Genomic DNA, 21,221 nt, shown 5'->3' on the forward strand with positions numbered 1-21,221 from the left:
CCATGGCTCGTTTCTTTATCGATCGCCCGGTTTTTGCCTGGGTGATCTCCCTGATGATTACGCTCGTGGGCGTGCTCGCGATCCGGGCATTGCCCGTCGCGCAGTACCCCGACATCGCTCCGCCGATGGTCAGCGTGTGGAGCAGCTATCCGGGCGCGTCGGCGAAGGTCGTCGAAGACTCGGTGACCGCCATCATCGAGCGCCAGATGAACGGTGCGCCGGGGCTGATGTACACGTCCGCCACGAGCGGTAACGGCGAGTCGTCCGTCAACCTGACGTTCCGCCAGGGCACCAGCCTCGATCTGGCGGCCGTGGAAGTGCAGAACCGGCTCAAGACGGTCGAGTCGCGCTTGCCGGAAGTCGTGCGTCGTTACGGTGTGAAGGTCGAGCGCGCTGCCGATAACATCCAGATGGTCGTGACGCTGTCGTCGCGCAATCCCGCGATCAACCAGTTCGATCTGGGCGAGATCGCGGCGTCGCAGGTGGTGAACCAGCTCAAGCGCGTGCCCGGTGTCGGTCAAGTGCAGTTCTGGGGCACGGAGAAGGCCATTCGCATCTGGCCCGATCCGGCGAAACTCGTGGCGCTCGATCTCACGGCTTCGGACATCGTCTCGAAGGTGCGCGCCTATAACGCCCGGGTAACGATCGGCGATATCGGCTCGGGTGGGGCACCCACGTCGGCGCCGATCAATGCGAACATCGTGTCCGACAGCGCGTTGTCCACGCCTGAGGCGTTTGCGAACATTCCGCTGCGCGTGCGGGCGGACGGCTCGGCGATCAAGCTGAGCGACGTCGCGCGCGTGGAGCTGGGCGCATCGGACTACAACTACTCGGCGCGTGTCGACGGACTGCCGGCCACGGCCATGGGTATCAAGCTCGCGGCCGGATCGAATGCCGTTGAAGTCATGAAGGCCGTTCGTCAGGTGATGGACGAGGAGGCGAAGCTGTTCCCGGCGGGCGTTGAGTATCAGATGCCCTACGAGACGGCGTCGTTCGTGAAGGTGTCGATCCAGAAGGTCGTCAAGACGCTGCTCGAAGCTATCGTGCTCGTGTTCCTGGTGATGTATCTGTTCATGCAGAACTTGCGCGCCACGCTGATTCCGACGCTCGTCGTGCCGGTCGCGCTGCTGGGCACCTTCGGTGTGCTGCTGGGGCTCGGCTACTCGATCAATACGCTGACGATGTTCGGCATGGTGCTGGCCATCGGTATTCTGGTGGACGACGCCATCGTCGTGGTCGAGAACACCGAGCGGATCATGGTCGAGGAGGGGCTGTCGCCTTACGCGGCCACGGTTAAGGCGATGCAGCAGATCAGCGGCGCCATCGTGGGGATAACGGTGGTGCTCGTGACGGTGTTCGTGCCGATGGCGTTCTTCTCGGGCGCGGTAGGTAACATCTACCGGCAGTTCGCGGTCACGCTCGCCGTGTCGATCGGCTTCTCGGCGTTCCTCGCACTCTCGCTCACGCCCGCGCTGTGCGCCACGTTGTTGCGCCCGATTTCGAGCGATCACCACGACAAGCGCGGCTTCTTCGGCTGGTTCAACCGCACGTTTGCGATGGGCACGGAGCGTTACACGCGCAGTATCGACAAGTCGCTGCGCCGTCCGTGGCGCGCGATGCTCGTCTATGGTGTCGTGCTGATCGCGGTGCCGCTGGCGTTCATGCGTCTGCCTTCGGCTTTCATTCCCGACGAAGACACCGGCAGCTTCATGGTGATGGCGTCGGAGCCGCAGGGGGCAACGTTGTCCGAAGCGATGACTGCGCTCAAGCGCATCGAGAGCTATCTGATGAAGGAGGAGCCGATCAAGCACGTGTTCGTGCTGGGCGGCTGGAACGAGTTCGGCTCGGGGCCCGGCGGCGGCATGCTGTTCGTCACGCTCAAGGACTGGCACGAACGCACGTCGAAACACGACGGCGTGAATGCCATCGTCGATCGCGTCAACCAGAAGTTCGCCGGCCAGCCCGATCGCATGATGGTCGCGATGAACAGCCCGGCGTTGCCGGAACTGGGATCGTCGAACGGCTTCAATCTGCGCTTGCAGGATCGCGCCGGTGTGGGCCGTGACGTCTTCAACGCCGCGCGTGACGACCTGCTTCGCAAGGCCGCACAGGATCCGGTGCTCAAGAACGTGATCTTTGCCGGTCAGGGCGACGTGCCGCAGGTGGACGTGAGCATCGACCGTCGCAAGATGGAAGCGCTCAAGGTCAACATGGACGACGTGAGCACGACGCTCGCGACGATGTTCGGCTCGGACTACGTGGGCGACTTTATGCTGGGTGCGGAGAATCGCCGCGTGATCGTGCAGTCGGATGGACGCTGGCGTGTGTCGCCGGAAGACATCGGCAATCTGCGCGTGCGCAACGACAACGGCGAGATGGTGCCGCTCTCGGCATTCGTTACGCTCAAATGGAAGCTCGGCTCGCCGCAGCTCAAGCGCTACAACGGCTATCCGTCGTTCACGATTCAGGGCGAATCGGCGCCGGGCAAGAGCAGCGGCGAAGCGATGGCGCGCATGGAGCAGTTGATGGCCGAGATGCCCGCGGGCATTGGTCACGAGTGGAGCGGTCAGTCGCTCGAAGAGCGTGCCTCGGGCGCACAGGCGCCGATCCTGTTCGCGTTGTCGGTGCTGGTGGTGTTCCTCGCGCTCGCCGCGCTCTACGAGAGCTGGGCGATTCCGGCGGCGGTCATCATGGTGGTGCCGCTTGGGGTGATCGGTGCGCTCGGCGCGGTGAGTCTGCTGGGCATGCCCAACGACATCTACTTCAAGGTGGGGCTGATCGCGACCATCGGTCTGTCGGCGAAGAACGCCATTCTGATCGTGGAAGTTGCCAACGATCTGACGAAGCAGGGCGTGGCGTGGCTCGATGCCGCGGTGCAGGCGGCGCGTCTGCGTCTGCGTCCGATCGTGATGACGTCGCTGGCGTTCGGCTTCGGCGTGGTGCCGCTGGCGATTGCGTCGGGCCCGGCGTCGGGTGCGCAGCGCGCTATCGGGGTAGCGGTGCTCGGCGGGATCGTGACGGCCACCGTGCTGGCGATCTTCCTGGTGCCCTTGTTTTTCCTGTGGGTCGGCCGCTTCGTGCGCCGGCCGCATGCAGACGCTCAGGGCGCGCCGCGTGATGTGACACCGGCCGCGCCGTCCGTCGAGGGGAAGGTATGACGACGTTTCGACCCCGCTTGCGCGGGATATCCATGGCTGGGGTGTGCCTGTTTGCACTGCTTGGCGGATGCACGCTGGCGCCGACCTATGAGCGTCCCGCGGCACCGATGCCGACGACGTACGAGGTGGCACCGTCGAGCACCGACGCCCGCTTTGGGCTCGCCGAGCCGCTTGCGGCCGACGCCGATTGGGCTCAGGTCTTCACCGATCCGGGCTTGCAGGCGCTGATTCACAAGGCGTTGGCGCAGAATCGCGACCTGCGCCTGGCATCGCTACGCGTGCAGGAAGCGCGCGCGCTGTACGGCATCGAGGCCGCCAATCTTCTGCCGAGCGTGCGGGCGGGGGGCGAGTTCTCCCGTCAACGCTACTCGGGCTCGGCCGGACAGCCCGATGGCGGCAGCAGCATGCCCGGCGGCTATGTCGCGAACGATGTCCGGGCGACGCTCGGCGTGAGTGCGTTCGAGCTCGACTTCTTCGGACGCGTGCGCAGCCTGCGCGATGCCGCTTTGCAGGAGTACCTGTCGAGCGAGGAAGCGCAGCGCGCGGCACAGGTGAGTCTCGTCGCGGAAGTGGCCACGTCCTACATCGGACTGGTCGCCGCAAGCGAGCAGATTGCCTATGCGCGCGAGGTGCTCGCGGCGCGTGAAGAGGGCATTCGCGTGATTCGTCTGCGCGCCGAACGCGGGCTGGTCGACGACCTCGACCTGAACACGGAGACGACGCAGGTCGAAGTGGCGCGGGCGGCGCTGGCCGAGCGTGAGCGCCAGCGCAGCGAGATCGTGCACGCGTTGCAGGTGCTCACCGGCGACGTTGGCACGAAGCCGGTCGCGGGCGCCTCGCTCGACAGCGCGTTTGTCGTGCCGGTTGCGGCGGGACTGCCGTCGTCGCTGCTGATGCGTCGGCCCGACATTCGTCAGGCCGAGGCGCAACTGCGCGGCGCCAATGCGAACATCGGTGCGGCGCGTGCGGCGTTCTTCCCGTCGATCCGGCTCACGACGGACATCGGCACGGCCAGTTCGCGTTTTGCCGATCTGTTCGGCGCGGGCACCGGCGTGTGGTCGTTCATGCCGCAGATTACCGTGCCGATCTTCGATGGCGGGCGCAACATTCAGGGGTTGAATCTGGCGAACGTGCGCAAGGAGATGGCGATCGTCTCGTACGAGCGTGTCATTCAGACGGCCTTCGCGGAAGTCGACGATGCGCTCACGGCGCAGCAATGGCTGGCGCGTCAGTTTCAGGCGCAAAAGCGCGTGTCCGATGGCGAGCGCGAGCGGCTGCGGCTGGCCAAACGTCGCTATGTGAACGGCGTGGCGAGCTATCTTGAATTGCTCGACGCGCAGCGCAGCGAGTTTCAGGCCGCGCAGTTGTTGATCGACGTGAAGCAGCGCGTGCTCGTCAATCACGTGGCGCTGTATCGCGCGTTGGGCGGCGGCTGGGCACCCGATACCGGGGCTTCCTGACGCCCGGGCGCGCCCGACGCTAAACAAAACCCCGCCGGATCGCGAGACCCGGCGGGGTTTTTCTTACGTGGGCACAGTGCACGGCAACCGCGGCTTTCGCGCCCGAACGCCGCGCGTGTCAGACCACGTCAGAATGCGAAGCGGCCTTCCGAGGCGATCTTGGCCAGCGGCTCGCGCGGGCTCGGGACTTCGCGAGCGCGCAGGCCTTCCGGCAGCGAAGCGGGATCGCCGCCAGGACGTCCGATGGCGATGGCGGCTTCGATCTTGTACTTCGGCGACAGGTCGAGTTCGTTGCGGATCTTGTCGTGCTCGATCCCGGCCAGACCGTGCGTTGCCCAGCCCGCGAGCGAGGCTTGCAGCGCGAGGTAGCCCCATGCGGCACCGGCGTCGAAGGTATGTGTGGAGGCCGGCACTTCCTTGTCGCTGCCCGGGGGCGTCAGCGTCGACTTCGAGATCACGATGACGATGGCGGCAGCGTGCTTGGCCCAGCTCTGGTTGAATTCGTTGAGAAAGCCGACGAACTGATCCCAGTGCGGCGTGCCACGTCGCGCGTAGACGAAGCGCCACGGTTGCGCGTTGTACGCCGACGGCGCCCAACGGGCCGCTTCGAAGAACGACAGCAGGGTGCCTTCGGGCAGCGTTTCATCCTTGAACGCGCGCGGCGACCAGCGGGCGACGAATTGCGGGTCGATGGGATGGTCGGCTTGGCGGGAGGGGGTATCGGTCATACGGATATCTCGTCGGCAATAAAAAGCGGTCAGGAGAGTCTGATCGGGCCGCTAGGATACCGCGCGTGCCTGCCGATCCCAACCAATATCGCCGCACGTGCATATATCATCTCGTTTCATGAACACATTAAAGAGTATGCGGATTTTTGTGCGCGTGGCCGACGCGGCAAGTTTTGCCGGCGCGGCGCGTTCGCTCGACATGACCACGCCGCAAGTGTCGAAGGTCATCTCCGAGCTGGAAGCCCACCTTCGCACGCGCCTGCTGCATCGCACGACCCGCAAGCTTGCGCTCACTGACGCGGGCCTGCGCTACCTCGCTCGCTGCCGCGACATCATTGCGTTGGTCGACGTCTCGGAAGCCGAGGCGGGCGCGGCGAGCGCTGCGCCCAGCGGCACGCTGCGTCTGCACGCCCCGGCGAGCTTCGGGCAGGTGTTCGTCGTGCCGGCACTGGCGCGATTCCTTGAGCAGTACCCGGACGTCGAGGCCGATCTGCGGCTGTCCTCGCGCGTGCCCGATCTGCTGGAGGAGAACATCGACGTCTCGTTACGGCTGGCGATGTCTCAACTCCCCGATTCAGGCCTCGTGTCGACGCAGATCTGCCGCATGGCGTCGGTGTTGTGCGCGGCCCCGCAATACCTCGCCGCCCACGGCGCGCCGCGCTCGCTGGACGAACTGGCGCAGCACACCCGGGTGCGTCTTAACGCGCCGCATTACGCCGTCGAACATTGGCGCTTCGACGGCCCCGACGGCAGCGTGACGTTGCCGGTGCCCTTGGGCCGGCTGCGGGTGAACACGGCCGATTCGCTGGCGGCGGCGCTTATCAGCGGTTGCGGGGTCGGGCCGGTGCCGTTGCTCTCGGCGCTGCCTGCGTTGCGCAGCGGTTCGCTGGTGCGCGTGCTGCCCGAGTACGAGTTGCAGGGCACGAACGTCTACGCGGTCTATGCGTCGCGGCTGTACCTCGATGCGAAGGTCAGAACGTGGATCGACTTTCTTCGCACGTTTGTGGAGCAGGCGCTAGCGGCGCCAGACGCCGCAGCGATAGTGCCGCACCTGCGATCAGCAGGCCGATAACCAGCGAGACCCGGAGAATCGCGGTGTCGCCCCAGTGCTCGCGCGCCACCGAGTAGCCCCACGGGGCCACGGCCGACAGGGCGAACGCCGGTGTGAGCAAGACACCTAGCGCTCGCGCATAAGCGTCGTGTGAGAAGAGTTCGAGCGGCAGGCTGGCGCGCAGCAGGGTCGCCAGACCATTCAGCGCGCCGTAGACGAAGATGAACACGCCGGCCGCGAATACCGACGACATTCCGGCCAGCCCCAGCGCGAAGCACAGCGGCAAGCCGTAGCCGACCACGAGGTTGAGCTTGACGGCACTGGCCTGCCGCGGCTGAAGCCATTCCAGCGTTCGCGCACATACTTGCCCGAGCCCCCACAGGGCGGCGAGTCCGACCGGCAAGCCCCGAGCGCCCAACAGCGACGTGAGGTGAGCCGCCAATCCCGAGGACAGGATCGACACGAGCGCCATGATCGTGCCGTAGAGCAGGGCGGGCGGCAGTGGCAACGGCGCGCGGGCCTTGTGCGCCGCGCCGGTCGTGAGCGTGCGGACAGGCGTCGGCGGCAGGCTGCGCAGCAACGCCCATGCGATCAGGCCAAAGCCTCCGTAGACAAGCACGCCGGTGCGCCATCCCCAGGTATCCCCCAGCCAGTTCCCGAGCGGCCAGAAGACGGTCGTGGCCAGCCCGCCCATGAGCGTGATCTGCGTCATCGGACGGCGCGCGGCGCTGCCATAGAGAGCGGCGAGCGTGGCGAATGCCGCGTCGTAAAGCGAGAGGCGCATGCCGATGCCCAGCAGGCACCAGGCGGCATAGAACTGCACGAGCGTGGTGCTGGTGGCGAGCGTGAGGCAGCCGGCCGTGCAGACGAGTGTGCCGGCGCACATGACGCGGCGCCCGCCCATGTGCTCGAGCCAGCGACCGGACAGTGGGGAGACCGCCGCCATGACCAGCATCGCGAGCGACGGCCCCGCAAATACCCACGGCTGCGCCCACCCGGTGTCGCGGGCGATGCGCCACGCGAAGGCGCCCGGCAGATAGAAGCTCACGCCCCAATTGATGAGTTGCGCGAGGCCGAGCGTTAGGACGATAGGCATGTCGGGAAGCGGGACGGTAGTCGTGGACGGCGCAATAACGGCGGCGAGTGTGACAGGCCAGGGCGGACCGGGTGCCAGACACTGAGCGCATGGTGCGCTTGCCTCATCTCTTGGTAAAGTCTTGGCATCTTATCCGGTTCATAAGGAAAACTTTGAGATGCGACGCCTGAATCTGGATCAGCTTCATACGTTTTCCGAAGTGGTCGACGCCGGGAGTTTCTCGGCGGCGGCCGCTCGTCTCGAGCTGTCGCAACCCGCCGTGAGTCTCCAGGTTCGCCAGTTGGAACAGCGATTGAACGTCAGACTCATCGAACGTGTCGGCAAGCGGCTCAAGCCGACCTCCGCCGGCGCGACGCTGCTCGAACACGCGCGTCGCATCGATGCCGCCGTCGAAGATGCGATGCAGGCGCTGTCGAGCCATGCGCGAGGTGTCGCCGGAGAGGTGGCGATCGGGACCGGCGCGACAGCCTGCATTCACCTGCTGCCGCCGATGCTGCGGGCGATGCGCAAGCGTCACCCCATGCTCGATATCCGGGTGAGCACGGGCAATACCGACGATGTCCTCGCCGCGGTGACGGAGAACCGGCTCGACATCGGCCTCGTGACATTGCCTGCCGCCGGGCGCAGCCTGCATATCACCCCGGTGCTGCGCGACGCGTTCGTGGTTATCGCACCGACTGGCGATCACGAATGGGCGCAGGCGTCGACACCCCAAGCCCTGGCCGCTGCCCCGATGGTTGCCTTCGAGTCCGGGAGCAGTACCCGATTGCTGATCGACGAGTGGTTTCTGCAAGCAGGCATTCGCGTGCGCCCCGTGATGGCGCTCGGCAGTATCGAGGCCATCAAGGAAATAGTCTCGGCGGGATTGGGGTACAGCATCGTGCCGCGCATGTCGGTGAGCGCGGCGCACCACCGGCGCGGCTTGCGTGTTGCGCCACTCACGCCCGAACTCTCGAGAACGCTGGCCATTGTGGTGCGACAGGATAAACCGCTGACACCGGGCTTGCGAAAAGTGATTTCGGCGCTGGAGGCATTGGGCAGCGTGGCATAAATTTCAATGGGGAAATGATTCGCACTCCACGTCAAATAACATTCTTGTTTTAATGGTCAAAATTACTGCCCGCAAAATGCAAAGCTCGGACTACAATGCGCGAATATCGGCAATTCACTGGCCATTATTGAGAACGTGCAACTTGCAATGCATCACAATCTTTATCGATATGAGGGGCTGCTGGGTGCCCGTTCGGTCGAAGCGCTAGACGCCGAATTTCAGAAGCTGACGCAAACGCTGGAATACGATGCGTTGTTTTATGCACCGTTATTGCCGCGTCGCGAACGAGAGGCCGCGGCATTTCAGATAGACGATCAGTTCATTACCGCGCAGGGAATGCCGAGCCGCCATATCTTTACGACATTTCCGGTGGCGTGGCTCGAGCGATATCAAACGGCGGGATATGCGGAAGTCGATCCGGTACTCGTCGCCGCCAATTTGTCGCCGCTGCCGATTCTCTGGCGAACGTTTCTCGCCCACAAGCGGCCTCACCCGATCTTCGCTGACGCACGCGCCCACGGGCTGGCTTGCGGCGTGTCGATTCCGATCTACGGGGCGGCCGGCGAGCGGGCGATCTTCAGCGCAGCCACGGCGAAGTCGCCCGAAGAGTCGGCCGAGCTCGAAGCGCGCATGGTGGGCGAGATCTATCTGACGGCGGTGTACTTCCATCAGGCGATTCAGCAGCTCGACACGCAATGGGTGGCGAGCCGCAGTACCGGCAAGCTCAGCCCGCGCGAGATCGAAAGTCTGCTGTGGGCGGCGCGCGGCAAAACGGCCTGGGAAATCGGATTGATTCTGAAGATATCCGAGCACACCGTGACGTTTCATATCAATAACGCCAAGCGCAAACTCGGTGCCGTGAACCGGCATCAGGCGATTGCGGCCGCGATCAGCGCCGGTCTGATTTCTCCCTGACTTTTTCGCAATTCATCTATTTCTCGTGAGCGCCATTTCCGGTGCTCACGCTGCCGTTTCGGCGCATTTCCTTTGTCTGTATTTTTCTACAGACACTCCCCCGTTATTTTTCATTCGGCGAAATAGTGCGATTTTCGAGAGATCGCCGCGTTTTCCTCATTGGTATTCAGTCGATTTCGGGACATTTATTTGCCATTTTCGAGTCATTCGGACGTCGAATTCGACTGATTTCACACTTTTTCCGAAACAGTGTGTTGTCGCTTTGCGGCTGGCTCTATCGTAGGGGAAAACTATAATTTACTGAGGACGGAAACTAATTGGTTGACGGTTTTCGCGTCCTTGAGCGAGGTAAAACGATAAAAGGAGTTTTCCATGAAAAAGAGCCTGTTGAGCGCCGTTGCGCTGGTCAGCCTGGCCATGGCGGCCGGTTCGGCATTTGCTGCCGATCAGTCCAGCGGTGTGACCCGTGAGCATGTACGTGCCGAACTGCAAGCCGCTCGTGAGCTGGGGCTTTCGCCGGTGACGGAATTCAACTTCCCGTACACCTTCGAGCAGTCGGTGCAATTGCAAAAGCGTACGGCCGAAATTGAAGCTGCGCACGCTGCGATGCCGCAAGCGCCGGTTGCCAATTGAGATGTGACGAGACAGCCTGGACGGTTGTCGACGCAGTACTCGAGTCGTTCTTGAGCAGTACCTGAGCAGTACTTAAGCAGTTCCCGCATTCGCTGACGGCCCGCCCGATTCGCCATCGAGCTTTGCCCGTGCCGCGCGAATCGTTCCCAGGACGCCATGGCGCGTCATTTACCACAGCCCCGCCCGAGGATTCGTTCCCGACGGGGCTTGTGTGTTTTTAGCGCCATCCACCGCCCAGCGCCAGGAACAGATTGACCTGATCCATCGCGACCTGGGTCTCGGACGCCGCCAGTGCGGCTTCGGCGTTCGCGTGAGTGCGTTCGGCGTCGAGGCTCGTGAGATAGGGCGCGCGGCCCGCCTGATAAAGCCTGTGGTTCTGCTCGGCGGCGGCACGCGACTTGTCGCGGGCGTCGCGCAGCGCGTCGTCGCGTTGTAACTCGCGTGTGTAAGCGGAGAGCGACGTCTGCGTCTCCTGCAATGCCCCCAGCACCACGCCGTCGAAATGGGCGAGGGCGGCGTCGGCGCCGGCTTCCATGCCCTTGATGTGGGCTCGCACGCCATTGGTCGGCAGCGACCAGGTGATCATCGGTCCCACGGTCCATTGTTCCGTGCGGCCTTGTCCGAAGTGTTCGAGCACGCCATTCGCGCCGATCGACGCACCGAAGCGGATCGACGGATAGAGGTCAGCCGTCGCCACACCGATCTTGGCCGTTGCCGACGCCAGTTCGCGCTCGGCCTGACGCACATCGGGGCGGCGCCTGAGCAGCGCCGTGCCGTCGCCGACTGGCAGTGCCTGCGTGAGCTGCGGGATGCGACGACATTGCGTCACGCTCGCGTCCAGCGTGCCGGGCACTTTGCCGAGCATCACGGCCAGCCGATAGGTCGCCGCTTCGTTTTGCGCCTGGAAATGCGGCAGCGCGGCGCGCAACGTGTCGGCCTGCGCCTGTGCACGCAGCAGATCGGTCGGCTGATCGCGACCGGCGTCCACGAGCTTGCGGGTAATGGCGACGCTGCGCTCCTGCAAGCGCAGTTGTTCGTTGGCGATGTCGTATTCGTGGTTGGCCGCGCAGCCCTGCACGTAAGCGCGCACTGTCTCGGCCACCACACTCACGCGCGCTACGTCGAGCGCAGCCTGACTGGCTTCGGCGGCGGCGAGTGCGGCTTCGTCCGCACGGGCCAGCTTGCCGAAGAAGTCGATCTGGTACGAGACGCCAAGCGTGGCGACGGCGATATTCACTACCGGCAGCTTCTCTTCCTTGAGAAAACTCTCACCCGAGATCTGGGCGCGAGCCGCTTCGGCCTGCACACCGCCCTGCGGCAGATTCTCCGATTCGACTTCGTGATATGTCGCAACAGCACGCTGCACGTTCGCCACGGCCACACGAACGTTCGTGTTGGCGGCGAGCGCTGCCTTGACGAGCGCGTCGAGCTTGGGATCGTCGTAGAGTTGCCACCAGTCGTCGGGCACGGCCGCGATGGAGACCGCGCGTTGCGACGGGTTCGCGAGAGGGCCGTTCGCCTCGGGCGAGCGCATCACCGAATTCTCCGGCAGGCGATAGTCCGGGCCGACCGTCGTGCATCCGGCGACGAGTGCCGCGGCGGCGGCCACGGCGCTCATCAGAACGAAACGCGCATTCATTGCTGTCCCCGCTGTCCCCGCTTTCACTGGCGCGCTCCCATGCGGGCGCCGTTTTGGGGGACGGCAGCCAGCGAAGTGGCCGTGGTGCTATCGGGCTGCGCGGCCTGTTTCGGCTGACCTGACTTGTCCTGACCTTGCACGACCGTCACCGTGGCGGTGCGCCCGGCGACCAGTCGCATGTCCTTGGGCACGTCGTCGAGCGCAATGCGCACCGGAATGCGCTGGGCGAGACGCACCCAGTTGAACGTCGGGTTGATGTTCGGCAGCATCGACGCGCCACTGGTGCGGTCGCGATCCTCGATCCCGGCCACGATGCTTTGCACGTGACCGTGCAGCACATGGTGCTCGCCCATCAGACGAATCTCGACCTTGTCGCCGATATGGATGCCGCGCATCTTGGTTTCTTCGAAGTAGCCTTCCACGTGCAGCGAATTGGCGTCGACCATCGAGAGCACCGGGCGGCCCGTGCTCACGTAATCGCCCACGCGCGGCAGACGGTCGTTCAGATAGCCGTCGGCGGGCGCGAGCACGCGCGTGCGATCGAGATTGAGTTTCGCGAGCCGCACGGCGGCGTCGGCTTGCGCGACGGCCGCTTCACCGGCCTCGACCTTGGCCTGACCGGCTTCGACGACTTCTTTGGCGACGACTTCCGTCAACTGATGATTGCGCGCGTTCTCGCGGCGTGCCTGCGCGAGCGTGGCGCGTTGAGCGGCGGCGGTGGCTTCGGCCTGTTGCAAGGCGAGCGTGTAACGGTCGCGGTCGATCACGAACAGCAGATCGCCACGGTGCACCTGCTGGTTGTCTTTGACTTCGACGTCGGTGATGAGGCCCGAGACATCGGGGGCCACCTGCACGATGTCGGCGCGAATCCGGCCGTCACGCGTCCACGGGGCGACGGTGTAGTAGTCCCACAGATGCAGCAGCACGAAGATCGCGACGCAGGATACCGCGAGCGTCAGGACGACGGGGCCGAGAGAGCGAAGTTTCAGTTTCATGGTTGGCAGGCGCGCGCGATGGCGACAATGCCGCCCAGCGCGATGATGTACACAGCAAGGTTGAATAACGAACGGTGCCAGACGAGCTTGTAAAAGCCGATGCGTGCGAGCACGAAGCGCAGCGCGCCCGTCAGCACGAAGGCCACGACCATCAGGGCCAGCAGCATCGGCACGAACACGCCGTAGATATCGATCTCTGCGCTCATTGGGCACTCCCGGGTTTCGTGGCGGGGAACAGCGCGATATGGATGTCCATGAGCGAGGCGCGTGCGCTGCGCGAGGCCTGATCGCCATGGGCTACCAGCGAGCGCACGGCCCCCAGCAGTTTGTCTTGCAACGTGAGGTCGGGGCGGCTCACCAGGTCGTCGAGTCGCGCCTGATAGAAGCGCGCCACGTCGGTGAGCGCGGCCTCGACGGCATGGCGCTGCGTTGGATTCAGATGCGGCAACTCACGCTGCAAGGCGAGCGCCGAGAGCTCGATGCGCACTTCGGTGAAGCCGTCGCTCGATGTCTCGCTTTCGCTCGCCGCCAGCCGCGGCACGAGTTGCCCCAGCCGGTCGAGCAGGCGCGAGCGCAGGCGGTTGTGCTCGCTCACGGAGCGTCCGACTGCGTTTTTCGCGATATCGCGCCAGCTCGAATGAATCAGCCGGCGCATGGCCACGCGTGTGCCGAAGGGGCGCGTCTGCAAGGTCCAGAGCAAGGCGAACAGCACGCCCGCCAGACCCGCGATATTGCTATTGAAGAACGCCGGGAAGTCGGCGCTGTAGCCGCCCTGAATCCCGACGAAACTCGCCGTGTTCACGGCCACGAGCATGGCCACCATCGTGAAGCGCGGTTGCGCGATGAGCGTGCCGAGCAGCAGGTACGGAACGGCAAACATCGCCATGAGCAGCCCGAAGTCGTGCGCATTCGTCAGGATGAAGAACACGTACACGGCCGCGAACACCACGCACACGGCCGTCGCCCAGAAGAACGAGCGGATGAAGGGCGCCGGTTCGTCCATCGCCGCGAAGAAGCAACACGCGACGGCGCCGAGCGAGACACCGGCGGCGCCGTCGTTCCAGCCGGTGTAAATCCACGCCATGCCCATGAGGAACGTGCACAGCGCGGCGGAGACGGTCGAGAACAGCAGCAGGCCGTGATCGTAGTGACGTGCGCCACCCAGCTCCCAGTGCGGGAAGGCGGGGGTCCATTCGGGGGCGTCGTCATGCTGGCTGAAACGGCGCTGCAACGAGGCGCAGTCCTGCCAGAGCTGCACGAGCGAGCGCAGACGATCTTCCGTTGCCGCCACCAGAGCGCCGTACCAGTCCGACGCCTCACCAGCCGACTGTGGCGGCTTGAGCAAATGGGCGGGCGCGGGCGAGGGGGCGCCGCGTCGCAGCCAGGCCACGACTTCGGCCATCTTCGCTTCGAGTGCTTCGGGCGCACCGTTCGGATGCCGGCGCAACGCCTGCACGAGCGACGCCACCGTCGAGAGCACAGGCATCATCATCGTCATGCGGCCGCGCAATTCCTGCGCGTCGCGCACGCGCTCCGAGGTGTCGGCGTCGTAGGAAAGCTGGCTGATCAACTGGTCGAGCGCCAGAATGTCTGCCGCCATGCGGTGCCGGCTCATGTGGCGCGTCGCCCGGCCGTCAGGGTCGGCCGACAGCATGTCGGCGGTCCAGCGGGCGGCGTCGGTGAGCCAGCGCGTCGAGCGATCGTGCAGCACTTTCGCCACGCTGGTGGGCAGAATCACGGCGCCTACCACGCTCGCGCAAACGATGCCGAGAATGATCTCTTCGGAGCGCGCAATCGCGATATCGAAGATGCCGGACGGCGTATTCACGGCGGGCAGTGCAATAAGCGGCAGCGTGTACGACGCGAGCAAAAACACGTAGCTGCGCGGCGAGCGATGCAGCAGCGAGATATAGAGCAGCGTGCCGGTCCACAGCCCGATGGCCGCCATCAGTAACTCGGGGGTATCGACGAGCGCGGGGACGAAGGCGATGGACGCGGCCGCGCCCAGCAACGTGCCGAGCACGCGGTACAGCGCTTTGGAGCGCGTGGCGCCAGTGAGTGGGTGCGAGACGATATAGACCGAGGCCATCGCCCAGTACGGGCGCGGCAGACCGAGCGCGAGCGCGATGTAGAGCGCCAGCATCGAGGCGACGAACGCCTTGATCGAGAAAATCCAGTCGCGTGAGGATGGCCAGGTGAACACGGTTTACTTCTTGGGGGGCTCCATCGCGAGGATGGCACCGTTCGGGCCGGCCGCGCGGTTGAGCGTTTCGAACACACGCAACACCGCTTCGAAATCTTCTCGGGGGATGTCTGCGAACACCTTCGCGCGCAACTGGCTGAGTTCGATTTCGAGCTTTTCGGCGAGCGCTTCGCCAGCCTCCGTGAGCCGCAGCGCATTGGCGCGCCTGTCGCTGGCATCGACTTCGCGCAGCACGAGACCCGCGGCGCACAACTGATCGAGCAGTCGCACGAGAGACGCACCTTCGAGCCCGACGTATTCCGCGAGCTCGACCTGCCGCACCCCCTGTCCGAGGCGGCGGATGAACAGCAACGGGCCTGCGCTCGCCGCGGAAATACCGTATTCGACGATCGCGCCCTGCGATAACTGGCGCCACTGTTTGCCGGCCAGCAGCAGATGGCTGGTGAAGGCAAAGCGGAGCGATTCTAGGGAGGTCATGGCGATAGATTATATGTTAACTAATAATTAGGATGCTAGCTAATAGGGTGTTGCGCCAGACGAAGGAATCGTGGGAAGGCTCGCGGGAAATGACGGCGCAGCCACGCGTGGCGCGCCTCGCGGGGGCGTGCGCGGGTAAGATAGCCGCATTCGAATGAGACACGCGAAAGTGTTACGGCATATTTCAAAGGAAGGGCGATGACATCGAAAGGACTGGATAACGAATCGTTCGAGTTGCTGCTCGCGGCGGTGCAACGCTTCATCCGCGAGCGGCTGGTGCCCGCCGAGAACGAGGTGGAAGCGCACGATGAGGTGCCCGCGTCCATCGTCGACGAGATGAAGGCGATGGGCCTGTTCGGCCTGTCGATTCCCGAGGAATTCGGTGGCATCGGCTTGTCAATGGTGCAGGAAGTGCGCGTGGCCTACGAATTCGGGCAGACATCGCTGGCGTTTCGTTCAGTGTTCGGCACCAATGTGGGCATTGGCTCGCAAGGCATTCTGATGGACGGCACCGACGCGCAGAAGCGCGATCTGCTGCCGCGCGTGGCGCGCGGCGATCTGATCATGTCGTTCGCGCTTACCGAACCGGACGCGGGCTCGGACCCCGCCGCGCTCAAGACACGTGCCGTGCTCGACGGCGACACCTATGTGATCGATGGCGTGAAGCGCTTCATTACCAATGCGCCGCGCGCGGGCGCGTTCACGCTGATGGCGCGCACCGGCGGCGGCGGCGCGGGCGGCATCTCGGCGTTCATCGTGCCGGCCGATACGCCAGGGCTGTCGCTCGGCAAGCCCGACAAGAAGATGGGCCAGCGCGGCACCAAGACCTGCGACGTCGTGCTGCAAGGCGCACGTGTTCCGGCGGCGAACATCATCGGCGGCGAGGCGGGCAAGGGGTTCAAGACGGCCATGAAGGTGCTCGACCGGGGACGCCTGCACGTGGCGGCGCTCGCCTGCGGCATGGCGCAGCGCATTCTCGCCGAGTCCGTGGCCTATGCGCGCGAACGCAAGCAATTCGGTCAGCGTATCGGCGACTTCCAGCTCGTGCAGGCGATGCTCGCGGACAGTCAGGCCGAACGCTATGCGGGCTGGTCGATGGTGCAGGACTGCGCGGCGCGTTACGACGCGAAACCCGCGGGCAAGCGCGATGCCGATGTGAGCACCCTAGCGTCGTGCGCCAAGCTGTTCTGCACGGAGATGGTCGGACGCGTGGCCGATCGCGGCGTGCAGGTGCACGGCGGCGCAGGCTACATCAACGAGTACAAGGTCGAGCGCTTTTATCGCGACGTGCGACTGCTGCGTCTGTATGAAGGCACCACGCAGATTCAGCAACTGATCATCGGGCGCGCTCTGATGCAGGACGATTGAAGCTGAACGGCTGAACAGCCCGATCGCTGCGCCGCAACACAAGACTCAAGACTGGCGGCGCTCAATCTCCGGCAGCGGCGGCGCGGCGGTTGTAATACACTCGCTGGCGTTCGCTGCCCCCGAGAGCCGTCGTGTCCGAACCGTCCCCGTCGCATCAGTCGTCCCCTGCATCGCCCCAGCCCGCGCCGCCCGGTGCGACGACTGCGCTGACGGCGTCTCAGACTGCGTTGCCATTGCTCGTGGCGTCGACGTTCTTCATGGAGAACCTCGACGCGACCATCATCACCACCTCGATACCCGCGATGGCCGCAGACTTCGGCGTCGCGCCATCGCAGCTCTCGATCGGTTTATCGGCTTATCTGGTGGCGCTCGCCGCGTTCATTCCGGCGAGCGGCTGGCTGGCGGACCGGCTTGGCCCGCGCCGCGTTTTCCCCTCGGCGATTGCGCTGTTCACGCTGGCTTCGGTGCTGTGCGCGATGAGTACGAGTCTCGACATGTTCACCCTGTGCCGCGTGCTGCAAGGACTGGCGGGCGCGATGATGGTGCCCGTCGGCCGGCTGGTCGTGTTGCGCAATACGCCGAAGCCTACGCTGGTGCGCGCCATCGCCACGATCACCTGGCCGGGACTGGCCGCGCCGGTGCTCGGCCCGGCGCTCGGCGGCTTCATTTCGTCGACATGGAGCTGGCACTGGATCTTCCTCATCAACGTGCCGCTGGGCATTGCCGCGTTCGTGGCGGCGCTGTGGCTGGTCAAGCCGTCGCCGGGACAGCGCAAGCCGTTCGACCTGTCGGGGTTCATCGCCAGCGGCGTCGGAGCCAGTCTGCTGATGTTCGGCGTCGAGCTTGCCAGCCGCACACCTGCCGACTGGCCGATGGTGATCGCGTGTCTGGCCGTCGGACTGCTGGCGATGGCGTGGTCGATTCGCCACTTCGTGCGCACGCCCCATCCGCTCATCAATCTCGGTGCGCTGCGCGTGCAGACCTTTGCTGTGACGGTGTGGGGCGGTTCGCTCTTTCGCATCGCCATCGGCAGCGCACCGTTTCTGCTGCCGCTGATGTTCCAACTGGCGTTCGGCATGAGTGCGGTGACGTCCGGGTTGCTGATGCTCGCGCTCTTCGCGGGCAACCTCGGTATCAAGCCTGCGACCACGCCGATCCTGCGACGCTTCGGCTTTCGCGGCGTGCTGCTCGGCAACGGCGTGCTGGTGGCCGTGGGATTCGCCATGTGCGCGTTGCTCTCGCCAGCGACCCCGTTGTGGGTCATCGCGCTGGTGCTGCTCTTCGGCGGCATCTGCCGGTCGGTGCAATTCACCACGCTCGCGACGATGGGCTTTGCCGACGTACCGCCCAGCGACATGAGTGGCGCGAGCACCCTGTTTTCCGCGCTCCAGCAGATGACGACCGGGATGGGCATCGCCCTCGGCGCGCTCGTGCTCAAGATCACCGAAGTCGCTGGGGCGACGCCGTTCGGCACCGCCAGTTTCCGGTGGACGTTCGTCGTCATGGGCGCGATCGCACTGCTCGCGCTGATCGATGGCGTGCGTCTGCCTGCCGATGCGGGCGCGCAGGTGAGCGGGCACAAGCCGTCGATGCCGTCGACGTCGCGCTGATCGCCCCGGCGCGGCGCATCATCGTGGTGCATATGCGTCGGGCGGCGCACCGCGACGCACTGGTGCGGTGCAATAGATTCCGCCAGCTTTTCGGGCGTTTCCCATAGACAACCCGCCTTCTTCTCCTTATCCGGCAACGCTTTGCCGATGATGATGTCCGGCCTGGCACGCTTGTTGCGTTAGCTATAACGCCAGCGGCAAAGGCGTCGCCGGCAATGAATTCAGGGGCGACGTCAGGCGGGACAGCCGGCGAGAACCCCACAGGACAACGGCGTCCCTCTGTGCTCCGGCACGGATGGACGCCGTTTTGTTTTTCGGGCGCTCAAGGCGCTGCAACAGGAGAAGACCCCATGCGCAAACCTCGTCTGGTCGTCATCGGCAATGGCATGGCGGGCATTCGCACGCTCGAGGAGCTGCTGGAGATCGCCCCGCAGCAGTACGACATCACCGTGTTCGGGGCCGAGCCGCATCCGAACTACAACCGCATCCTGCTCTCTCCGGTGCTCGCAGGCGAACAGGCGTTCAAGGACATCGTGCTCAATTCGCTGGAGTGGTATGCCGAGAAGGGCATCACGCTGCATCTGGGCAAGGAAGTCACGCAGATCGACCGTCCGCGCCGCGTGGTGCGCTGTGCCGACGGCACCGAAGCGCCTTACGATCGGCTGCTCATCGCCACGGGCTCCAGCCCGTTCATCCTGCCGGTGCCGGGCAAGGATCTCGACGGCGTAATCAGCTACCGCGACATTCGCGACACCGAGATCATGATCGAGACGGCGCAGCTCAAGCGCCATGCGGTCGTGATCGGCGGCGGCCTGCTCGGGCTGGAAGCCGCCAACGGGCTCAAGCTGCGCGGCATGAACGTTACCGTGGTGCATCTGGCCGAGACGCTGCTCGAGCGTCAGCTCGACAGCACGGCGGGCAAGCTGCTGCAACAGTCGCTCGAAGCGCGCGGCCTCGCGTTCCGTTTGTCGCATCAGACGTCCGAAATTCTCGACGACGGCCACGGCAGCGTGCGCGCCGTGAAGTTCAGCAACGGTGACGAGATCGCCGCCGACCTCGTCGTGATGGCCGCGGGCATCCGCCCGAATACCACGCTGGCCGAAGCCGCGGGGCTGCATTGCTCGCGTGGCATCGTTGTGTCCGACACCCTGCAAACTTACGATCCGCGAATCTACGCCGTGGGCGAATGCGTGAGCCACCGTGGCGTGGCGTACGGTCTCGTCGCGCCGTTGTTCGAGCAGGCCAAAGTTTGTGCGAATCACCTCGCCCTCATGGGCATCGGCAGTTATCGCGGCTCGGTGCTCTCGACGAAGCTCAAGGTCACGGGCATCGATCTGTTCTCGGCAGGTGACTTTCTCGGTGGCGAAGGCACCGAAGAAATCGTGCTGTCGGACCCGGCAAGCGGCGTCTACAAGAAGCTCGTGATTCGCGACGACAAGCTCGTGGGCGCGTGTCTGTATGGCGACACGGCCGACGGTGCGTGGTACTTCAAGCTGCTGCGCGAAGGGCGCGCGCTGGGCGAGTTGCGCAGCAGCATCATGTTTGGCGAGTCGAGTGTGGGCGACGTGGGCACGCAAGGGCAGAGCCGAGCGGCTGCGATGGCCGACACCGACGAGGTCTGCGGCTGCAATGGCGTGTGCAAGGGCACCATCGTCAAGGCCATCACCGAGAAGGGCCTGTTCACGCTCGACGAGGTGAAGAAGCACACCAAGGCCGCCAGTTCGTGCGGCTCCTGCGCCGGGCTGTGCGAACAGATTCTGATGAGCACGCTGGGCTCGACGTACGACGCCGCCCCGAAGCAAAAGGCCGTGTGCGGTTGCACGGACCTCTCGCATGCCGACGTGCGCCGCGCCGTGCGCGAGCATCGTCTCACCACGCACCGCGCCGCCTTCGACTTCCTCGAATGGCGCACACCCAACGGATGCGCGACGTGCCGTCCCGCGCTGAACTACTACATGCTCAGCACGTGGCCGAAAGAGGCGGTGGACGATCCGCAAAGCCGCTTCGTCAACGAGCGCGTGCACGCCAACATCCAGAAGGACAACACGTTCTCCGTCATCCCGCAGATGAAGGGCGGTGTCACCAACGCGAGCGAGTTGCGCCGCATTGCCGACGTGGCGGACAAGTACCAGATTCCGATGGTCAAGGTCACGGGCGGTCAGCGCATCGACTTGCTGGGCGTGAAGAAGGACGATCTGGTGAATGTCTGGCGCGATCTGGGCATGCCGTCGGGGCACGCGTACGGCAAGTCGATCCGCACGGTGAAGACGTGCGTGGGCAGTGAATTCTGCCGCTTCGGCACGCAGAACAGCACGCAGATGGGCATCGATCTGGAGACGATGCTCGCGAACATGTGGTCTCCGCACAAAGTGAAGCTGGCCGTCTCGGGCTGCCCGCGCAATTGCGCCGAAGCCGGGATCAAGGACGTGGGCGTGATCGCCGTCGATTCGGGCTGGGAGCTTTATGTGGGCGGCAACGGCGGCATCAAGACCGAAGTCGCGCAGTTCCTCGTCAAGGTGAAGACGGCCGAGGAGGTCAAGGAGTACACCGGCGCGTTCCTTCAGTTGTATCGCGAGGAGGCTTACTACCTCGATCGCACGGTGCATTACATCGACCGTGTCGGTCTCGACTATGTGAAGCAGCGCGTAGTCGAGGACGCCGCCAACCGTCGCACCCTCTATGAGCGGCTGCTGTTCTCGCTCGACGGCCTGCCCGATCCGTGGCAAGCGCGCATCGACGGCGCGCAAGCCAGCGAGTACCGGCCGCTCACCCCGCTGGCCCCGCTGGCGGCGCCGGCGACCGAAGCGGCGACCGAAGCGGCGAATACCTAAGGAGAT

General features: G+C 64.8%; 16 protein-coding genes. 9 read left to right on the forward strand and 7 right to left on the reverse strand.

What is annotated here, in order from left to right; all coding sequences use genetic code 11:
- Nucleotides 1–2: 2 nt before the first annotated feature.
- Both ACIPHM_RS12340 and ACIPHM_RS12345 read left to right on the forward strand, forming a co-directional pair.
- On the forward strand, nt 3–3,158 hold the full coding sequence (locus tag ACIPHM_RS12340) for a multidrug efflux RND transporter permease subunit (RefSeq protein WP_400328168.1): 3,156 nt from the start codon (nt 3–5) through the stop codon (nt 3,156–3,158).
- A gap of 32 nt (nt 3,159–3,190) precedes the next feature.
- The gene (locus ACIPHM_RS12345) at nt 3,191–4,618 is read left to right on the forward strand and encodes an efflux transporter outer membrane subunit (protein WP_400328169.1); all 1,428 of its coding nucleotides are present in this window, start codon (nt 3,191–3,193) and stop codon (nt 4,616–4,618) included.
- 128 nt (nt 4,619–4,746) lie between these two features.
- On the opposite strand, the gene ACIPHM_RS12350 is transcribed toward ACIPHM_RS12345, so the two are convergent.
- Nucleotides 4,747–5,346, reverse strand: coding sequence for a nitroreductase family protein (locus tag ACIPHM_RS12350; protein WP_400328171.1), 600 nt, complete (start codon nt 5,344–5,346; stop codon nt 4,747–4,749).
- A gap of 136 nt (nt 5,347–5,482) precedes the next feature.
- Here ACIPHM_RS12350 and ACIPHM_RS12355 point away from each other — a divergent pair, with 136 nt between their 5' ends.
- Nucleotides 5,483–6,418 (forward strand): LysR family transcriptional regulator, encoded by a 936-nt coding sequence (locus tag ACIPHM_RS12355; protein WP_400328173.1) that lies wholly within the window; start codon nt 5,483–5,485, stop codon nt 6,416–6,418.
- On the opposite strand, the gene ACIPHM_RS12360 is transcribed toward ACIPHM_RS12355, so the two are convergent.
- Nucleotides 6,318–7,493 carry an MFS transporter gene (locus ACIPHM_RS12360; RefSeq protein WP_400328174.1) on the reverse strand — a complete coding sequence of 392 codons (1,176 nt, stop codon included), beginning with the start codon at nt 7,491–7,493 and terminating at the stop codon, nt 6,318–6,320. The two genes, ACIPHM_RS12355 and ACIPHM_RS12360, sit on opposite strands and share 101 nt — an antisense overlap.
- A 157-nt stretch (nt 7,494–7,650) precedes the next feature.
- Here ACIPHM_RS12360 and ACIPHM_RS12365 point away from each other — a divergent pair, with 157 nt between their 5' ends.
- The 3 genes from ACIPHM_RS12365 to ACIPHM_RS12375 all read left to right on the forward strand — a co-directional run bounded on the left by ACIPHM_RS12365 (nt 7,651) and on the right by ACIPHM_RS12375 (nt 10,092).
- Nucleotides 7,651–8,544, forward strand: a complete 894-nt coding sequence (locus ACIPHM_RS12365; protein ID WP_400328176.1) for a LysR family transcriptional regulator — start codon at nt 7,651–7,653, stop codon at nt 8,542–8,544.
- Between the two features lie 147 nt (nt 8,545–8,691).
- Nucleotides 8,692–9,459, forward strand: a complete 768-nt coding sequence (locus tag ACIPHM_RS12370; protein WP_400328177.1) for an autoinducer binding domain-containing protein — start codon at nt 8,692–8,694, stop codon at nt 9,457–9,459.
- A gap of 372 nt (nt 9,460–9,831) precedes the next feature.
- Nucleotides 9,832–10,092, forward strand: coding sequence for a DUF4148 domain-containing protein (locus ACIPHM_RS12375; protein ID WP_400328179.1), 261 nt, complete (start codon nt 9,832–9,834; stop codon nt 10,090–10,092).
- A gap of 217 nt (nt 10,093–10,309) precedes the next feature.
- Here the strand turns inward: ACIPHM_RS12375 and ACIPHM_RS12380 are convergent, their stop codons facing one another.
- From ACIPHM_RS12380 to ACIPHM_RS12400, 5 genes are read right to left on the reverse strand one after another with little or no spacing between them, the layout of a single operon-like run.
- Nucleotides 10,310–11,731: an efflux transporter outer membrane subunit gene (locus ACIPHM_RS12380; RefSeq protein WP_400328181.1), complete on the reverse strand. Its 1,422-nt coding sequence runs from the start codon at nt 11,729–11,731 to the stop codon at nt 10,310–10,312.
- 23 nt (nt 11,732–11,754) lie between these two features.
- Nucleotides 11,755–12,726: an efflux RND transporter periplasmic adaptor subunit gene (locus ACIPHM_RS12385; protein WP_400328183.1), complete on the reverse strand. Its 972-nt coding sequence runs from the start codon at nt 12,724–12,726 to the stop codon at nt 11,755–11,757.
- Entirely contained in the window at nt 12,723–12,932 is a 210-nt protein-coding gene (locus ACIPHM_RS12390) for a DUF1656 domain-containing protein (protein WP_400328185.1), read from the reverse strand. Before ACIPHM_RS12390 ends, ACIPHM_RS12385 begins: the two co-directional genes overlap by 4 nt.
- A complete protein-coding gene (locus ACIPHM_RS12395; RefSeq protein ID WP_400328187.1) occupies nt 12,929–14,929 on the reverse strand; it encodes an FUSC family protein in 2,001 nt (666 codons plus the stop codon). The genes ACIPHM_RS12390 and ACIPHM_RS12395 overlap by 4 nt, the downstream gene beginning before the upstream one ends.
- A 3-nt stretch (nt 14,930–14,932) precedes the next feature.
- Nucleotides 14,933–15,406 carry a MarR family winged helix-turn-helix transcriptional regulator gene (locus ACIPHM_RS12400; protein ID WP_400328189.1) on the reverse strand — a complete coding sequence of 158 codons (474 nt, stop codon included), beginning with the start codon at nt 15,404–15,406 and terminating at the stop codon, nt 14,933–14,935.
- A 198-nt stretch (nt 15,407–15,604) separates the two neighbouring features.
- Here ACIPHM_RS12400 and ACIPHM_RS12405 point away from each other — a divergent pair, with 198 nt between their 5' ends.
- The 3 genes from ACIPHM_RS12405 (at nt 15,605) to nirB (ending at nt 21,215) form a co-directional block, all read left to right on the forward strand.
- Complete coding sequence (locus ACIPHM_RS12405) at nt 15,605–16,774, forward strand: acyl-CoA dehydrogenase family protein (RefSeq protein ID WP_400328190.1); 1,170 nt, start codon at nt 15,605–15,607, stop codon at nt 16,772–16,774.
- Between the two features lie 131 nt (nt 16,775–16,905).
- The gene (locus ACIPHM_RS12410) at nt 16,906–18,384 is read left to right on the forward strand and encodes an MFS transporter (RefSeq protein ID WP_400328192.1); all 1,479 of its coding nucleotides are present in this window, start codon (nt 16,906–16,908) and stop codon (nt 18,382–18,384) included.
- Between the two features lie 350 nt (nt 18,385–18,734).
- Nucleotides 18,735–21,215, forward strand: coding sequence for a nitrite reductase large subunit NirB (gene nirB / locus ACIPHM_RS12415; protein ID WP_400328194.1), 2,481 nt, complete (start codon nt 18,735–18,737; stop codon nt 21,213–21,215).
- Nucleotides 21,216–21,221: the final 6 nt, after the last annotated feature.

The organism is Pandoraea sp. NPDC087047 (assembly GCF_044745225.1).
Taxonomy (GTDB): domain Bacteria; phylum Pseudomonadota; class Gammaproteobacteria; order Burkholderiales; family Burkholderiaceae; genus Pandoraea.

Excerpts from the sequence above, each read along its gene's own strand:
- ACIPHM_RS12360 (WP_400328174.1), bottom strand. The coding sequence starts at position 7,493 with ATGCCTATCGTCCTAACGCTCGGCCTCGCGCAACTCATCAATTGGGGC.
- ACIPHM_RS12390 (WP_400328185.1), bottom strand. The coding sequence starts at position 12,932 with ATGAGCGCAGAGATCGATATCTACGGCGTGTTCGTGCCGATGCTGCTG.
- nirB (WP_400328194.1), top strand. The coding sequence starts at position 18,735 with ATGCGCAAACCTCGTCTGGTCGTCATCGGCAATGGCATGGCGGGCATT.
- ACIPHM_RS12355 (WP_400328173.1), top strand. The coding sequence starts at position 5,483 with ATGCGGATTTTTGTGCGCGTGGCCGACGCGGCAAGTTTTGCCGGCGCG.
- ACIPHM_RS12385 (WP_400328183.1), bottom strand. The coding sequence starts at position 12,726 with ATGAAACTGAAACTTCGCTCTCTCGGCCCCGTCGTCCTGACGCTCGCG.
- ACIPHM_RS12370 (WP_400328177.1), top strand. The coding sequence starts at position 8,692 with ATGCATCACAATCTTTATCGATATGAGGGGCTGCTGGGTGCCCGTTCG.
- ACIPHM_RS12375 (WP_400328179.1), top strand. The coding sequence starts at position 9,832 with ATGAAAAAGAGCCTGTTGAGCGCCGTTGCGCTGGTCAGCCTGGCCATG.
- ACIPHM_RS12345 (WP_400328169.1), top strand. The coding sequence starts at position 3,191 with ATGGCTGGGGTGTGCCTGTTTGCACTGCTTGGCGGATGCACGCTGGCG.
- ACIPHM_RS12365 (WP_400328176.1), top strand. The coding sequence starts at position 7,651 with ATGCGACGCCTGAATCTGGATCAGCTTCATACGTTTTCCGAAGTGGTC.
- ACIPHM_RS12350 (WP_400328171.1), bottom strand. The coding sequence starts at position 5,346 with ATGACCGATACCCCCTCCCGCCAAGCCGACCATCCCATCGACCCGCAA.
- ACIPHM_RS12340 (WP_400328168.1), top strand. The coding sequence starts at position 3 with ATGGCTCGTTTCTTTATCGATCGCCCGGTTTTTGCCTGGGTGATCTCC.
- ACIPHM_RS12405 (WP_400328190.1), top strand. The coding sequence starts at position 15,605 with ATGACATCGAAAGGACTGGATAACGAATCGTTCGAGTTGCTGCTCGCG.
- ACIPHM_RS12400 (WP_400328189.1), bottom strand. The coding sequence starts at position 15,406 with ATGACCTCCCTAGAATCGCTCCGCTTTGCCTTCACCAGCCATCTGCTG.
- ACIPHM_RS12380 (WP_400328181.1), bottom strand. The coding sequence starts at position 11,731 with ATGAATGCGCGTTTCGTTCTGATGAGCGCCGTGGCCGCCGCCGCGGCA.